This window comes from Streptomyces sp. NPDC079141 (assembly GCF_040686775.1).
Taxonomy (GTDB): domain Bacteria; phylum Actinomycetota; class Actinomycetes; order Streptomycetales; family Streptomycetaceae; genus Streptomyces.
Genome location: NZ_JBFBLP010000005.1, coordinates 364271 through 380387 on the forward strand (window position 1 = coordinate 364271; position 16117 = coordinate 380387).

The window sequence follows — 16117 nt, forward strand, 5'->3', positions numbered from 1 at the left end:
GCCCCTGGTACGGGTCGCGCACCACCCACGGCCCGGCTCGCGAGTCCCGCTCAGCGCCCCGAGTCCGGGGCCGCGCCCTCTCCGTTGGTCCCGAGCCACCCGGCCAGCTTGCCGCCGTGTCCCACGGCGCGCAGCCGCCGTTCCGCCGCGTCCCGTACGGGATCCGTGGCCACCACGAGCAGCTCGTCGCCGCGCCGGAGCACCGTCGTGGGCAGGGGCACGAACGATTTTCCGTCCCGCACGACGAGGGTGACGGCGGCCCCGGGCGGCAGCCTCAGCTCGTTGATCTCGACGCCGTGCATCTTCGACCCCTCGGGGATCGCCACCGACAGCAGATGTCCGCGCAGCCGCTCCAGTGGGGCCGACTCGATGCCGAGGTCGGCGGCGGCCTCGGCGTCCCCGCCGAGCCGCAGCTTGCGGGCGAGCCACGGCAGGGTCGGGCCCTGGACGAGGGTGTAGACGACGACCAGGACGAAGACGATGTTGAAGATCCGGCGGCTGCCCTCGACGCCGTTCACCATGGGGATCGTCGCCAGGATGATGGGGACGGCGCCGCGCAGGCCAGCCCAGGACATGAGCGTCTGCTCCGGCCACGGCACCCGGAACGGGGTCAGACACAGCGTGACGCTCAGCGGGCGCGCCACCATGGTCAGCACCAGGCCGATGAGGAGGGCGGGCAGGATGTCGTCGCCCAGCTCGTGCGGCGTGACCAGGAGGCCGAGCAGGACGAACATGCCGATCTGGGCGATCCAGCCGAGTCCGTCGGCGAAACCGCGTGTGGCCGGCCAGTGGGGCAGCTTGGCGTTGCCCATGACCATCGCGGCGAGGTAGACCGCCAGGAAGCCGCTGCCGTGCGCCAGGGCGCCCGCCGCGTACGCCACGACGGCGATCGCCATCACGGCGATCGGATACAGGCCGGAGGCGGGCAGCGCCACATGCCGCAGCCCCCAGGAGCCCAGCCAGCCCACGGCGAGGCCGATGGCGGCGCCGATGGCCAGTTCCAGCGCTATCTCGCCCAGCAGCACGTACCAGTGCTCGACGGGACCCGCGTGCGAGAAGGCGACCACCAGGATGACCACAGGGGCGTCGTTGAAGCCGGACTCGGCCTCCAGGGTGCCCGTCACGCGCGCGGGGAGGGGGATTTTCCGCAGGACCGAGAAGACGGCTGCCGCGTCCGTGGAGGAGACGACCGCCCCGATGATGAGCGCCTGGCGCCACTCCAGCCCGGTCAGGTAGTGCGCCGCAGTGGCCGTGACCCCGACGCTCACCGTGACCCCGGCCAGCGCCAGGGTGGAGGCGGCCGGCAGGGCCGGCTTGATCTCCTTCCACTTCGTGCCCAGACCACCTTCGGCCAGGATCACGACCAGGGCCGCGTATCCGATGACCTGCGTCAGCTCGGCGTTGTCGAACTTGATGTCGCCGATGCCGTCCTGGCCCATGGCGACGCCGATCCCCAGGTACACGAGCAGGCTGGGGAGCCCGCTGCGCGAGGAGATCCGGACCGCTGCGACGGCGACGAGCAGGACGAGCGAGCAGACGAGCAGAAGCTGGTTGAGGTGGTGGACAGTCAGCGGCCGTTCCCTTCCCTGGCTCACGGGCACGCGCGCGTGAGCTCACGTACATAGGACACGAAGTGGCGGTTCTCCGCACCCAACTACTTCGTTACCTTACCTAACTCTTGACGATTTCTTGACGCTTCTCCAGGCATGATCGAACGCTCGTGCGCGCTGGTTCCCGACTCCGCGTCAAGTGGCGAGGGGCCCTGCGCCTATGGTTGCTCCAGCACTCCAGGACCGCCTGCCGCTCGCGTTAGGACAGCAAGGACAGCGATGCCCCCCAACACCACCGCCTCTACGGGTCAGCAGCCCGGCAAGTCCGGCAGGAAGAAGGGGCGCAGAGCCCGTCTGATCGTCCTCGTGCTCGTCCTGGCCATCATCGGTGGCGTCGCGTACGGGGCGTACTGGTCCATCAGCACCGTCCGCGCCTCCTTCCCGCAGACCAAGGGATCGATAACGCTCGACGGCCTGTCGGGCCCGGTCGACGTGAAACGCGACGGCTACGGCATCCCGCAGATCTACGCCTCCTCCGACGAGGACCTGTTCATGGCGCAGGGCTACGTCCAGGCGCAGGACCGGTTCTACGAGATGGACGTGCGCCGGCACATGACCTCCGGCCGTCTGTCGGAGATGTTCGGCGAGGGGCAGGTCGACAACGACGAGTTCCTGCGCACCCTGGGCTGGGACCGCATCGCGAAGGAGGAGTACGACACCAAGCTGTCGGACTCCACGAAGAAGTACCTCCAGGCGTACGCCAAGGGAGTCAACGCCTACCTGAAGGGCAAGGAAGGCGAGGACATCTCCCTGGAGTACGCGGCCCTGGGCTTCAGCAACGACTACAAGCCGCAGCAGTGGACGCCGGTCGACTCGGTCTCCTGGCTGAAGGCGATGGCCTGGGACCTGCGCGGCAACATGCAGGACGAGATCGACCGCGCCCTGATGACCAGCCGCCTCGGGCCGAAGCAGATCGAGGACCTGTACCCGGACTACCCGTACGACCGGAACAAGACGATCGTCCAGGAGGGCCGGTACGACGAGCTCACCCAGGCGTTCGAGCAGGGCGACGGCACGTCGGGCACGGGCACGTCCACCGCCGGGGCGGCCGGCACGGCCACCAGCGGCTCCACGGACACCGCGTCCGCCTCGGGCACCACGGCCCTCCAGAGCCAGCTGTCGGGCCTCTACGAGGTTCTGGAGGACCTTCCCGCGGCCGTCGGCGTGAACGGCAACGGCATCGGCTCCAACTCCTGGGTCGTCTCCGGCGACCACACCATCACCGGCAAGCCGCTGCTGGCCAACGACCCGCACCTGTCGGCGTCGCTGCCGTCCGTCTGGTACCAGATGGGCCTGCACTGCCGCAGCATCTCCAGCAAGTGCCAGTACGACGTCTCCGGGTACACCTTTGCGGGCATGCCCGGTGTGATCATCGGTCACAACCAGGACATCTCCTGGGGCATGACCAACTCCGGCGTCGACGTCACCGACCTCTATCTGGAGAAGCTCACCGGCAACGGCTACCTGTACGACGGCAAGGTCAAGCCGTTCACCACGCGCGACGAGACCATCGAGGTCGCCGGCGGCAAGTCCAAGACCATCGTCGTCCGCGAGACCAACAACGGTCCCCTGCTGTCCGACCGCAGCGACGAACTGGTGAAGGTCGGCAAGAAGGCCTCCGTCGACACGGCCGCCCCCGACCGCGGCGACGGCTACGGCATCTCCCTGCGCTGGACCGCCCTGGAACCCGGCACCTCCATGGACGCCGTTTTCGCGATGGACAAGGCGACCGACTGGAACGACTTCCGCGAGGCCGCCGCCCTGTTCGACGTGCCCTCGCAGAACCTGATCTACGCCGATACCAAGGACCACATCGGTTACACCCTCCCCGGAAAGATCCCCACGCGCGCGGCGGGAGTCGACGGCTCGGTCCCGCAGCCGGGCTGGGACTCCAAGTACCGCTGGACCGGCTACATCCCGCAGAACAAGCTCCCCTACGAGTACGACCCCGCGCGCGGGTACATCGTCACCGCCAACCAGGCCGTGATAGACGGGGACAAATACCCCTACACCCTCACCGCGGACTGGGGTTACGGCACGCGCAGCCAGCGCATCACCGACCTGATCAAGTCGAAGATCGACGACGGCGGCAAGATCTCCACCGACGACATGCGCCAGATGCAGCTGGACAACAGCAGTGAGATCGCCAAGCTGATCGTGCCCAAGCTGCTGAAGATCGACATCGAGGACAAGGACGTCCGCGAGGCGCAGAAGCTGCTTGAGGGCTGGGACTACACCCAGGACGCGGACTCGGCGGCCGCCGCCTACTTCAACTCGGTCTGGCGCAACATCCTCAAGCTCGCCTTCGGCAACAAGCTGCCCAAGGAGCTGCGGGTCAAGGGTCAGTGCCTGTGGGTCGACCCGGTCAACACCACCGGGCCCGCCGACGAGGTGGAGGAGGTCCGCGAGTGCGGCCAGCGCGACGCCGACCAGGCGCAGCCGGACGGCGGCGACCGCTGGTTCGAGGTCGTGCGCACGCTCATGGACGACGAGGACAGCGACTGGTGGCAGACGCCCAAGTCGGGCACCCGTCCCGGCGCCGACAACCGTGACGAGCTGTTCAAGCGCGCCATGATCGACGCCCGCTGGGAGCTGACCGCCAAGCTCGGCAAGGACATCGACACCTGGAGCTGGGGCCGGCTGCACCGCCTGTTCCTGAAGAACCAGACCCTCGGAACCGAAGGCCCCGGCTTCCTGCAGTACATCCTCAACCGCGGCCCCTGGAAGCTCAGCGGCGGCGAGGCGACCGTCAACGCCTCCGGCTGGAACGCCGCCGGCGGCTACGGCGTCGTGTGGGTGCCGTCGATGCGGATGGTGGTCAACCTCGGCGACCTCGACAAGTCGAAGTGGATCAACCTCACGGGAGCCTCCGGGCACGCCTACAGCGCCCACTACACCGACCAGACGAGCAAGTGGGCCAAGGGCGAGCTGCTCGACTGGTCCTTCTCCGACGACGCTGTGGAGAAGAGCACGAGCGACACGCTGGTGTTGAAGCCGTAGCAGCCGGGCGCTTGAGGCGAGCGCTTCGGACCGTCGTTTGAAAGGGGCCCTGCACGCACGCGCGTGGAGGGCCCCTTTCTCATGAGGAAGGAGAGGCGGCTGTGCGCGCTGGGCGGGACGTGCAGGTGCGGGGCGTGCGGGATGTTCCGCGCGCCCCCTTGGTGTTCGGCCGCCCCTTCGGCGGATCAGGCTCCCGTTCGCCGCTCGGGCGCTGTTCGGAAGCGGCGTACGCCCGACGGCGTCACCACCGCGTGCACCGGCCGGTCGTGCGCCTCCGCCGGCACGCGCGCGACGACCTCCGAGTCGTACAGCAGCACCACCAGCGCGGGGTGCGCATCCGCGCGCTCCAGGCGGGCGAGCACGCGGTCGTACGAACCCCCGCCCCGCCCCAGGCGCATGCCGCGCGCGTCGACCGCGAGGCCGGGCAGCAGCACCGCGTCGGCGGTGGTCACGGCATCCGGTCCGAGGCGCTCGCCGGCCGGCTCGAAGAGGGCCATCTTTCCGCCGTGTTGGACCCGCGCGAGGGAGTCCTCGCCGGTGTACGCGCCCCAGTCGAGGTCATTGTCGGGCAGGAGCGCGGGGAGCAGGACGTGCACGCCCCGCGCGCGCAGCGCGTCCAGCAGCGCGAGCGTGCCGGGTTCGCTCCCCACCGAGACGTACGCCGCCACCGTGCGCGCCTGTGCCAGCTCGGGCAGGTCGAGCGCGCGCCCGGCCAGTGCGACGGCGGCCCCCCGCACGTCATCGTCCGTCAACCTGTTCCTCACCGCGAGGAACTCTCGCCGCAACATTCGCTTGTCAGGCTCTGCCGGACGTCCGATGTGACTCAATGGTCGTACCCGTACCCTTTCAATACGCTCATATGAGAGCCAATTAACCGGAGCCACAGATTCCCTACAAAGGCACCGGATAAGGTTGCGGGCATGACTCAGTCGCACCCTCGGATCAGCAAGGCTGTCATTCCCGCAGCAGGTCTCGGCACCCGGTTCCTGCCGGCCACCAAGGCCACTCCCAAGGAGATGCTGCCGGTCGTCGACAAGCCGGCGATCCAGTATGTGGTCGAGGAAGCCGTGTCCGCGGGGCTCGACGACGTCCTCATGATCACGGGCCGCAACAAGCGCCCGCTGGAGGACCACTTCGACCGCAACTACGAGCTGGAGTCCGCCCTTCAGAAGAAGGGCGACGCCAGTCGGCTCGCCAAGGTGCAGGAGTCCAGCGATCTCGCGACCATGCACTACGTGCGCCAGGGCGACCCCAGGGGCCTCGGCCACGCCGTGCTGTGCGCCGCTCCGCACGTGGGGCACGAGCCCTTCGCCGTCCTCCTCGGCGACGACCTGATCGACCCGCGCGACCCGCTGCTCCAGCGCATGGTCGAGGTCCAGGAACAGCGCGGCGGCAGTGTCATCGCGCTCATGGAGGTCGCGCCCGAGCAGATCCACCTCTACGGCTGTGCTGCCGTGGAGGTCACCGACGACAGTGACGTCGTCAAGGTGACCGGCCTGGTCGAGAAGCCCGACCCGGCGGACGCCCCGTCGAACTACGCGATCATCGGCCGCTACGTCCTCGACCCGCACATCTTCGACATACTGCGCAAGACCGAGCCCGGCCGCGGCGGCGAGATCCAGCTCACCGACGCCCTCCAGCAGCTCGCGGCGGACGAGAAGGTCGGCGGCCCGGTGCACGGCGTCGTCTTCAAGGGCCGCCGCTATGACACCGGCGACCGTGGCGACTATCTGCGTGCCATTGTCAGACTCGCATGCGAACGTGAAGACCTGGGCCCGGACTTCCGGACCTGGCTTCGCAGTTACGTAGCCGAGGAGATGTAGCCACTTTGAGCAGCGCCGCGCCCCGCACCACCGGCCAGGACCACCTCTGGTCGGTGGACGAACACCTGGAGGACATCCTCGCGACCGTCCGCCCCCTCGAACCCATCGAGCTGCAACTGCTCGACGCCCAGGGCTGCGTCCTGGTCGACGACGTCACGGTGCCGGTGTCCCTGCCGCCGTTCGACAACAGCTCCATGGACGGGTACGCGGTGCGGGTCGCCGATGTCGCGGGCGCGAGCGAGGAGTTCCCCGCCGTCCTGGAGGTCGTCGGGGACGTCGCGGCGGGCCAGGCCGAGCTGCTCCACGTAGGCCCCGGCCAGGCCGCCCGCATCATGACCGGCGCCCCGCTGCCGCCCGGCGCCGAGACCGTCGTGCCCGTGGAGTGGACCGACGGCGGCCTCGGCGAGGGCCCCGCGACGGGGATGCGCGCCCGCAGCCTCGCCCCCGAGGGTGCCTCCGGGCAGGTGCACGTGTACCGCCCGGCCGAGGCACGCGCGCACGTGCGGGCCAAGGGAAGCGACGTGAAGGCGGGCGATCGCGCCCTGGAGGCCGGCACCGTTCTCGGTCCGCCGCAGATCGCCCTGCTCGCCGCGATCGGCCGCGGCACCGTGCGGGTACGCCCCCGCCCGCGCGTGGTGGTGATGTCCACCGGCAGCGAACTCGTCCAGCCCGACGAGCAACTGCGCAGCGGACAGATCTACGACTCCAACAGCTTCGCCCTCACCGCGGCCGCCCGTGACGCCGGCGCCATCGCCTACCGGGTCGGTGCCGTCGCCGACGACGCCGAGACCCTCCGTTCCACCATCGAGGACCAGCTGGTCCGCGCCGACCTCATGGTCACCACGGGCGGCGTGAGCGTCGGCGCGTACGACGTCGTCAAGGAGGCGCTCGAATCCGTCGCCGACGAGGACGAGGCGGGCAGCGGCATCGACTTCCGCAAGCTCGCCATGCAGCCGGGCAAGCCCCAGGGCTTCGGCTCCATCGGCCCCGACCACACCCCGCTGCTGGCCCTCCCCGGCAACCCCGTGTCGTCGTACGTCTCCTTCGAACTCTTCGTGCGCCCCGCGATCCGCACCCTCATGGGCCTCGAAGACGTCCACCGGCCGCGCACGACCGCGACCCTCACGGCGGACAAGGCGCTGACCTCGCCGAAGGGCCGCAGACAGTTCCTGCGCGGGACATACGCAGAGGGCACCGTGACGCCGGTCGGGGGCGCCGGATCGCACCTGGTCGCCGCCCTCGCGCACGCCGACGCGCTGATCGTCGTACCCGAGGACGTCGAGGCCGTCGAGCCCGGTACCGACGTCGAGGTCGTCCTGCTCGGCTGAGCGCACGCGCGCGTGCCGGTCCGCGGGGCGGTCCTGCGCCGGTGCGCGCGCCGACTTGGCGGTACCGTGTCGCGCACAGCAGGCCCATGCGCCGCACCGCGACGGGCCCGGACCGGGAGCGCCACACAGCATGAGTACGCAGGACCGACTGACGCACATCGACGAGGCGGGCGCCGCCCGCATGGTCGACGTATCCGACAAGGACGTGACCGCGCGCACCGCCCGCGCCAGCGGCCGTGTCCTGGTCTCGCCCCGCGTGGTCGAGCTGCTGCGGGGCGAGGGGGTCCCCAAGGGCGACGCCCTGGCCACCGCGCGGATCGCGGGCATCATGGGCGCCAAGCGCACCCCGGACCTGATCCCGCTGTGCCACCCGTTGTCGGTGTCGGGTGTGAAACTGGATCTGTCGGTCGCGGACGACGCCGTGGAGATCCGGGCCACCGTCAAGACCACGGACCGCACGGGCGTCGAGATGGAGGCCCTCACCGCGGTCTCCGTCGCCGCGCTCACCGTGATCGACATGGTCAAGGCGGTCGACAAGGGAGCGGTCATCACGGACGTACGTGTGGAGGAGAAGACGGGCGGCAAGTCGGGCGACTGGAGCCGGGCATGACGGCGCCGGTCGAGCCGCCGCTCGGGGGCGCCCTCGTGGGGCCGTACGCCGCCCTCGTCGTGACCGCCTCCAACCGCGCCTCCGCGGGCGTCTACGAGGACAAGGGCGGCCCGCTGATCGCCGACGGGCTGAAGGGCTTCGGCTTCGCCGTCGACGGGCCGCAGATCGTGCCCGACGGGGACCCGGTGGAGGCCGCGCTGCGCGCCGCCGTCGAGGCCGGGTACGACGTCGTCGTCACCACCGGGGGCACCGGCATCTCGCCCACCGACCGCACGCCCGAGGCGACCCGCAAGGTGATCGACCACGAGGTGCCGGGCATCGCGGAGGCGATCCGGGCGTTCGGACGGGAGAAGGTGCCGACCGCCGCGCTCTCCCGGGGACTGGCCGGGGTGGCGGGGAGCACGCTGATCGTCAACCTGCCGGGTTCCACCGGCGGGGTGAAGGACGGGCTGGCCGTCCTGGAGCCCCTGCTGGTGCACGCCGTCGACCAGATTCGCGGCGGTGACCACCCGAGACCCGGCGCCAGCAGTGGGGGTGCGAGCTGAACAGCCCATCCTGGCCCGTCGTACTGGCGGACGGCGATGTCGTCCTCCGGCCGATAAAGCTGCGCGACCAGCGGGCCTGGCGCGAGGTCAACCGGCGCAACCGGGACTGGCTGCGCCCGTGGGAGGCGACCATTCCGCCGCCCACGCCCAGTGGGCCGATCGCGCACCGGCCGACCTACCGCCAGATGGTCCGCCACCTGCGGTCCGAGGCGAACGCGGGCCGGATGCTGCCGTTCGTCATCGAGTACCAGGGGCGGCTGGTCGGTCAGTTGACGGTTGCCGGGATCACGTGGGGCTCGATGTGCTCGGGGCACGTGGGCTATTGGGTGGACGAGGCGGTGGCCGGCCGGGGAGTGATGCCGACGGCCGTGGCGCTGGCCGTGGACCACTGTTTCCGCACCGTCGGGCTGCACCGCATCGAGGTCTGCATTCGCCCGGAGAACGGGCCCAGCCGCCGGGTGGTGGAGAAACTCGGATTCCGTGAGGAGGGGCTCAGGCCCCGTTATCTCCACATCGACGGTGCCTGGCGCGACCACCTCGTCTTCGCGCTCACCGCGGAAGAAGTGCCCGACGGGTTGCTGAGCCGCTGGCACCGGGCACGCTCCCAGGGGAGGTCGCACGACGGTCCGCGGAACCCGCAGAACACGCCGGGGAATCCCGCGTAGCCCCGGAATTGAATAAGTGTTCGAAATTGATCGGCTCGTGACCGTCTCGGAGCGTTGAATTCGGGGCCTGTGTGGCCAGCTGATCGCATCGGTCACAAAAAAAGCTCGAAATATCAGCCAGATCGTGCGACACACCGGCTCAATTGGCAGATGGCCTCACGCAAACCCCTCTACCGTGTGAGGCGTGAGCAGCAGCGGCCTCATCTACGCAGTCATTGTCGGGGCCTGGGCCGCCTACTTGGTGCCGATGTGGCTCCGTAGGCAGGACGAGCTGAACGAGGCCCGTCCGACGGAACGCTTCAGCACAGCCATCCGGTTGCTGTCCGGACGGGCGGGGATGGAGCGCCGGTACGCCAAGGACCTCCGCGCACGCTCCGCCGACGAGGGGGAGCCCAGCGCCGACGACCCGGACGGCGTCACCGAATCGGTGGACGTCCGGGCCTTCGCCATGCCTCCGACCCGTCCGCAGACGCAGGCGGTGGTGCCGGCGCGCCCGGAGGAGAAGGAGCGGCCCGAACCGGCGCGCGCACAGGCGGCCGCGCCGGAGCGCGAGCCCGGTCCCGCGTCGGCGCAGAAGGCGCGCAAACGGGTGCCCGCCGCGCGGCGCACGCCCCCCACACCCGCGGAAGAGGCGGCAGCAGCGCGCGCCCGGCGCACGAAGGTGCTCGCGCGCCGTCGGCGCACCACCGTGCTGCTCTTCCTCGCCTTCACGCTCGGCGCGATCGTCGCCGCCGTCGGGGGGCTCACGTTCCTGTGGGCGCCCGGCGTGCCCGCCGTGCTGCTCAGCGCCTACATCGTGTACCTGCGCTCCCAGGAGCGCCGCCGCTTCGCCTACCAGATGGACCGCCGCCGGGCCGAGGCAGCAGCGCAGCGGCTGCGGGAGCGCGCGGCGCGTCAGTCGCGCCGGCGTGTACCCGCGGACGCCGGCGCGGACAGCGACGAGCCCGACGAAGGGCCCGAACCGGAGACCGACCCTGGCTTGTCGGCGCTCGCCGCGGACCGGCGGGCGCTCGTCGAGCAGACCGATCACGCCGAGTGGGTCGACCAGCAGCGTGAGCGGCAGCGGCGGCCGGGGCGCGGGGACAGCTGGGATCCGGTGCCGGTGCCGTTGCCGACGTATGTGACCGCGCCGGTCGCGCCGCGGGCGACCGCGGATGTGGATCTTGGTGCGCCGGACGCGTGGAGTTCGGCGCGGTCCAGTTCGGTGGCGCCGGAGCAGGAGGCGGGGGCCGCTGCCGACGGGCGGGAGGCCCACGGAGGCGACCGGGCCGCATCCGGCGAGCAGGGTGAAGGGGCAGAGGCCGAGGAGAGGGCGGACGGCGGCGGGCGCAGTGACGCCCGTCGGGCGGCGTCTGCCCGGCGGGCGCGGGAGCGGGGGCGTACGCCGCTGTTCGACCAGTACGAGGACGGGGGGCGGCCGCGGGCCGCCAACGAGTAGGCGTCCGGGGCGCCCCCTCCCGTGGCGTGCCGGCGGCGTGACTGCCTGCGGGTACGCCGGGACCTGCCCCCGTGGGAACGGATTTCCAAGGGGGCGGATCGGGATGCTAGAGTTTCACTCGTTGCAAGGGCCTGTGGCGCAGTCCGGTAGCGCACCTCGTTCGCATCGAGGGGGCCAGGGGTTCAAATCCCCTCAGGTCCACCGCAACAACTGCACCTGAGAAATCAGGGCAGTTGATGAGATCCCGTCCGATCGGTTGATCGGGCGGGATCTTTGTTTTGCCCGAAGCGACTTCCCGGGCCGGGCCGGGGAGCTGGTCGCGGCTGAGGCGGCGTCAGGAGAAATTGATTATCCCGAAGAGGGAATTATGCTCCCGGGCAAAGATCTTCTGCGTGCCATCACTCCCGCACCACCGCCACCGCCACACCCCGCCGCCGCAGCAACAGCCCGGCCGGTGCCACGGCGGAGATCACGGCCAGCACCGCGCACGCGCCCACCGTCGAGCCGATCGCCGTCCACGGGATCGCGATCGGCGTCCACACCGACAGCAGGCCCAGTGCGCTCCACATCCCGAACAGGTTGAGCGCGGCCACCAGCAGCCCCAGCACCCCGCCGACCACCACGACCACCAGCGCCTCCGCGGCCACCAGCCGCAGCACCTGCCAGGTGGTGGCGCCGGCCAGCCGCAGTACCGCCAGGTCCCGCACCCGGTCGGAGGTCGCCATGACGAGGGTGTTGGCCAGCGAGATGCCGGTGTAGAGGAGGGCGATGCCGAGGACCAGCAGGAAACCCAGCCGCGTGGTCCCGTCGGTCGCCGGGTAACTCGCCTGCACCCACTCGTCCTTGGTGTGCACCTGCCCGCCGTCGGCCGTCACCGCCGTGCGCAGGGCCGCCGCCACCGCGGAGGCGTCCGCGCCGTCCGCGACCCGCACGTCGACCCGGTCGACCGGGGCACGGGGGGCGTTGGCCGGGGTGACGTACACCCCGTTGTCGCCGGTGCCGACGGACATCACGGCGGCGATCCGCAGGGACCTTCGCGTGCCGTCGCCGAGCCACACGCTCACCTTCTCGCCGACCGTGTGCTGCTCCCACTCCTCGTTGACGATGATCGAGTCGTCGTCGAGGTCGGTGACCCGGCCCGCGGTGACCGGCAGCCGTACGGTGTCCGCGAGGGCCTTCGCGTCGGCGGCGCGGGCGTCGGAGCGGATCAGCGCCACGCCCTCCTCCAGGACGTACACCGCGCTCGACGAGGTCGCCGAGACCTGCGCGCCGGGCACCTTCCGCAGCCGTTCCACCGTCGCCGCGCCGAAGGCGTCCCCGGCCGGGGAGACCACGAAGTCCGCGGCGGTCTGCTCCCGGGTCTCGGCGGCCCTGGCTTCGTTCAGCGTGGCCGTCGCGCCCAGCAGTGAACCGGCGAGCGCGACCGTGACCAGCACGGGCGCCGCGACGGCGGCCGTACGGCGGACTCCGGCGGCGGCGTTCTCCCGCACCAGCATGCCGCCCGCGCCCGGCAGCCGGGCCGGCAGCCAGGCGATCAGCCGGGTCAGCGGGCGCACCAGCACCGGCGACAGCAGCGCGATCGCGGTGATCAGGAGCATGGGCCGGCTGACGTACGTCTTGCGGTGCAGCAGGTCGCCCGGCTCGGTCACCAGCGCGAGCACGAGCGTCACCACGGCGGTGACGAGCAGGCCCGCACCGAACAGCAGGCGGCCCCAGGTCATGGTCCGGCTGTCCACGGACGCCTCGCGCAGCGCCTGCGTCGGCCCGGTTCGCCCGGCCCGCCAGGACGCGGCCACCACACCGCACAGCGCCACCGACAGCCCCGTCCAGAAGGCCGTGTGGTACGGCCAGGTGTGGTCGCCGATGGTGAACCACTCGGGCGCGAGCCCGCCGTCCACCGCCCACTCGGCGAGGTACGGCGCCGCGAACGCGCCGAGGGCACAGCCCGCCGCCGACGCCAGGACGCCCACGAGCAACGCCTCGGCCGACACCAGTCGGCGGATCTGTCCCGGGGTGGCGCCCGCGGTGCGCAGCAGGCCGAACTCGCGTCGCCGCTGGGCGACGGCGAAGGCGAACGTGGAGGCCACCACGAACACCGACACGAAGCCGCTGACCCCGCCGGCCGTGCCGAACATGGCGTTCATCGCGGCGAGCGCCTCGCTGTCACGGTCCGGGTCGGCATCCGCCTCCCGCCGGTCGTCGCCGGTGAGCACGTGGACGCCGGAGCCGTCGCCGCCGGCCTCCTGTACAGCCACGGCCTCCCGTACGACCGCCGCATCGGCGTCCACGACCAACTGTGTGCTGACCGGGGCCAGTTGCGCGGCCCGCGCGTCGGTGAAGAAGACGGCGTCCTCGAAGCCGAGGCCGCCCACCGTCCCGACGACCGTCACGGTGCCGGAGTCGGTGTGCAGTTCCTTCCCCACGGCCGTCCAGTCGCCGGAGACGACGACCTCATCGGCGGCCCCGGGTGCGCGGCCGTCGTTGAGCTCGTACGGGGCGAACGCGGCCGTCGACCACGGGTGGCCCACCAGTCCGCGTGGCCCGCCCTCGGCCCGTACGGCGAAGGAGCGGTCCTCGGTGACGGTGCCGAGCTTCCTCAATGCGGCGACCGTCTGCGGCGGGACGGGGTTCGGCTGCTCCAGTTTCTGTCTGCGTTCGCCGATCGAGGTGGGCACGCTCAGGGTGTCCTTGCCCTGGACCACGACCGGGGCCGCGGCGAAGCGCTCCGGCCGGCGCTCGGGGGCGTTCAGGGAGGAGGCGAGGGCCAGCCCCATCACGGCGATCAGTGCGACACCGAGCGACAGGGCGACGAAACTGCCGGCGAAGGTGGTCCAGCGGGTGCGCAGGGTGCGCAGGGCGAGGCTCAGCACGGCACGGCCTCCAGCTCGGTCATGTGCGCGGCGATGGCGCCGGCCGTGGCGCCGACCAGCTGGTCGCCCACGTGCCCGTCGACCAGGAAGACCACGCGGTCCGCGTAGGAGGCGGCCACCGGGTCGTGGGTCACCATGATGATCGTCCGGCCCTCGGCGTCGGCCATGGCGCGCAGCAGCGTCAGCACCTCACGGCCGGTCTGCGAGTCCAGGGCGCCGGTCGGCTCGTCGCCGAACAGCACCTCGGGGCGGGTGATCAGGGCGCGGGCCAGGGCGACCCGCTGCTGCTGGCCGCCGGACAGCTCCGACGGGCGGTGCCCGGCCCGGTCGGCGAGACCGACCCGGGCCAGCACCTCGCGCACCCGGCCCCGCTCGGGGTGCCGGCCGGCCAGCCGCAGCGGCAGGGCCACGTTCTGTTCGGCGGTCAGCGACGGCAGCAGGTTGAACGCCTGGAACACAAAGCCGATGCGTTCACGGCGCAGCAGGGTCAGCTGTCTCTCGCTCAGCCTCGTCAGCTCGGTGTCGCCGACCGTGACCGAGCCCGAGGTGGGGCGGTCGAGACCGGCGGCGCACTGGAGCAGGGTGGACTTGCCGGAACCCGAGGGGCCCATGACGGCGGTGAAGGTGCCCCGCGGGAAGGCGAGGGAGACGCGGTCGAGCGCGCTGACACGGCTGCCGCCCGACTCGTACTCCCGGCTCACGGAACGCAGTTGGATCGCGTAGTTGGTCATCAGTCCCCAAGTCCCTGTTCGTCTCGCGCCGATCCGGCGACTCCACGAAACCGCGAGGGGCGGACGCGGCGCAGTGCGGCAGGAACTAGATCCGGGGTAGGGCAGGCCCTACCTTCGGTCCTCCTCCTGGACCGATGTCGCACCCGCCGCCCCGGCTTCTACGGTGATCCCCATGCATCGCCCCATGCCCCCTCGCAATGTGTGGCAGGCCATGTCCCGCCCCGGTTTCCTGCTGTCACCGTGGCCCTGGCGCTCCGTCGCGTACCTGCTGACGGGTGTGCTGAGCGGCCTGGCCGTCCTCGTCTGTGGCGTGACGCTGGTGGCGGTCGGCGGCGTCCTCGCGATCGTCCTGGTCGGCCTGCCCCTGCTCGCCGCCGCGGCCCTCGCCGGACTGCCCGTGGCCGGTGTCGAGCGGCGCAGGCTGCGGCTGGTCGACCTCGACCCGGCGCACGGCATGCACGCCGAGCCCGCCGAGCCCGGCCTGTGGTGCTGGTTCACCACGCGCCTGCGCGAGCAGCCGACCTGGCGGGAACTCGGCTACGCACTGCTGTTCGCGGGCCTGCTCTGGCCCGCCGAGGCCCTCGTCGTCACCGTCGCCCTGCTCTTCCCGGTGTCGATGGTGACCACCCCGCTGCTGATGGCCACGGTCGGCGGCGGCGAGGCCAAGGTGCTCAAGCAGTGGACCGTCACCGACTGGCCAACTGCCTTCGGGGTCGCCGTACTCGGCGTCCTCCTCCTGGCTGCCGGCGCCTACGTCCTCGCGCTCACCGCCGGCGCCCGCGCCGAACTGACCCGTCTGCTCATCGCTCCCCGCGACGCGGGCCTGGGCGAGAAGGTCGTCGAACTCACCCGCTCCCGCGTCCGGTTGGTCGACGCCTTCGAGGCCGAACGCCGCCGGATCGAGCGCGACCTGCACGACGGCGCCCAACAGCGCCTGGTCGCCCTCACCATGACCCTGGGCCTGGCCCGCCTCGACACCCCGCCCGGCCCGCTCGCCGACCAACTCGCCAAGGCCCACGAGGAAGCCGGCAAGGCCCTTGAGGAACTGCGCGAACTCGTCCACGGCATCCACCCCAAGGTCCTCACCGACTACGGCCTCGACGCGGCCGTCGCCGACGCCGCCGACCGCAGCGCCGTCCCCGTCGACCTCGACCTCGACCTGCCCGGACGGCTGCCCCAAGCGGTGGAGAGCGCCGCCTACTTCGTCGTCTGCGAGGCCCTCGCCAACGTCGCCAAGCACAGCGGCGCCACCCGCGCCGCGGTCAGCGGCGGCCACGACGACGGCAGCCTCGTGCTCCGGATCCGCGACGACGGCCGCGGCGGCGCCGACGCCGGCCGGGGCAGCGGACTGACCGGTCTCGCCGACCGGGTGTCCGTCCTCGATGGCAGACTCTCCCTGTCCAGTCCGCCGGGCGGACCGACCCTGTTGCGTGTGGAGATTCCTTGCGAGCGGACCGAGTAGACCCAACGGACCGAGCGGGCCGATCGCTCCGGTCG

General features: G+C 71.4%; 12 protein-coding genes and 1 tRNA gene. 9 read left to right on the top strand and 4 right to left on the bottom strand.

Annotated elements, in window-relative coordinates; genetic code table 11:
- Window positions 1-50 precede the first annotated feature (50 nt).
- Window positions 51-1601: a potassium/proton antiporter gene (locus AB0Q90_RS18355; RefSeq protein WP_363164097.1), complete on the bottom strand. Its 1551-nt coding sequence runs from the start codon at window positions 1599-1601 to the stop codon at window positions 51-53.
- Between the two features lie 228 nt (window positions 1602-1829).
- On the opposite strand from AB0Q90_RS18355, the gene AB0Q90_RS18360 reads away from it, so the two are divergent.
- On the top strand, window positions 1830-4610 hold the full coding sequence (locus AB0Q90_RS18360; protein WP_363164096.1) for a penicillin acylase family protein: 2781 nt from the start codon (window positions 1830-1832) through the stop codon (window positions 4608-4610).
- Window positions 4611-4795: 185 nt separating this feature from the next.
- On the opposite strand, the gene AB0Q90_RS18365 is transcribed toward AB0Q90_RS18360, so the two are convergent.
- Window positions 4796-5398: a 5-formyltetrahydrofolate cyclo-ligase gene (locus tag AB0Q90_RS18365; RefSeq protein WP_363164095.1), complete on the bottom strand. Its 603-nt coding sequence runs from the start codon at window positions 5396-5398 to the stop codon at window positions 4796-4798.
- 132 nt (window positions 5399-5530) lie between these two features.
- Between AB0Q90_RS18365 and galU the strand changes: the two genes are divergently transcribed.
- The 7 genes from galU to AB0Q90_RS18400 all read left to right on the top strand — a co-directional run bounded on the left by galU (window position 5531) and on the right by AB0Q90_RS18400 (window position 11220).
- Window positions 5531-6433, top strand: a complete 903-nt coding sequence (galU, locus tag AB0Q90_RS18370) for a UTP--glucose-1-phosphate uridylyltransferase GalU (RefSeq protein ID WP_363164094.1) — start codon at window positions 5531-5533, stop codon at window positions 6431-6433.
- A 5-nt stretch (window positions 6434-6438) separates the two neighbouring features.
- Window positions 6439-7761, top strand: coding sequence for a gephyrin-like molybdotransferase Glp (glp, locus tag AB0Q90_RS18375; protein ID WP_363164093.1), 1323 nt, complete (start codon window positions 6439-6441; stop codon window positions 7759-7761).
- A gap of 130 nt (window positions 7762-7891) precedes the next feature.
- Window positions 7892-8371: a cyclic pyranopterin monophosphate synthase MoaC gene (gene moaC / locus AB0Q90_RS18380; RefSeq protein ID WP_188289784.1), complete on the top strand. Its 480-nt coding sequence runs from the start codon at window positions 7892-7894 to the stop codon at window positions 8369-8371.
- Window positions 8368-8916, top strand: coding sequence for a MogA/MoaB family molybdenum cofactor biosynthesis protein (locus tag AB0Q90_RS18385; protein WP_363164092.1), 549 nt, complete (start codon window positions 8368-8370; stop codon window positions 8914-8916). Before moaC ends, AB0Q90_RS18385 begins: the two co-directional genes overlap by 4 nt.
- Window positions 8913-9581 (top strand): GNAT family protein, encoded by a 669-nt coding sequence (locus AB0Q90_RS18390; RefSeq protein WP_363164150.1) that lies wholly within the window; start codon window positions 8913-8915, stop codon window positions 9579-9581. The genes AB0Q90_RS18385 and AB0Q90_RS18390 overlap by 4 nt, the downstream gene beginning before the upstream one ends.
- Window positions 9582-9765: 184 nt before the next feature.
- Window positions 9766-11019 carry a gephyrin-like molybdotransferase receptor GlpR gene (gene glpR, locus AB0Q90_RS18395; RefSeq protein WP_363164091.1) on the top strand — a complete coding sequence of 418 codons (1254 nt, stop codon included), beginning with the start codon at window positions 9766-9768 and terminating at the stop codon, window positions 11017-11019.
- Window positions 11020-11146: 127 nt separating this feature from the next.
- Window positions 11147-11220 (top strand) — tRNA-Ala (locus AB0Q90_RS18400).
- A 197-nt stretch (window positions 11221-11417) separates the two neighbouring features.
- On the opposite strand, the gene AB0Q90_RS18405 is transcribed toward AB0Q90_RS18400, so the two are convergent.
- Together AB0Q90_RS18405 and AB0Q90_RS18410 are read right to left on the bottom strand one after the other, a co-directional pair.
- Window positions 11418-13889 carry an FtsX-like permease family protein gene (locus AB0Q90_RS18405; RefSeq protein ID WP_363164090.1) on the bottom strand — a complete coding sequence of 824 codons (2472 nt, stop codon included), beginning with the start codon at window positions 13887-13889 and terminating at the stop codon, window positions 11418-11420.
- Window positions 13883-14620, bottom strand: a complete 738-nt coding sequence (locus tag AB0Q90_RS18410) for an ABC transporter ATP-binding protein (protein ID WP_363164089.1) — start codon at window positions 14618-14620, stop codon at window positions 13883-13885. The genes AB0Q90_RS18405 and AB0Q90_RS18410 overlap by 7 nt, the downstream gene beginning before the upstream one ends.
- Window positions 14621-14831: 211 nt before the next feature.
- Here AB0Q90_RS18410 and AB0Q90_RS18415 point away from each other — a divergent pair, with 211 nt between their 5' ends.
- Window positions 14832-16082 (top strand): sensor domain-containing protein, encoded by a 1251-nt coding sequence (locus tag AB0Q90_RS18415; RefSeq protein ID WP_363164149.1) that lies wholly within the window; start codon window positions 14832-14834, stop codon window positions 16080-16082.
- Window positions 16083-16117 lie beyond the last annotated feature (35 nt).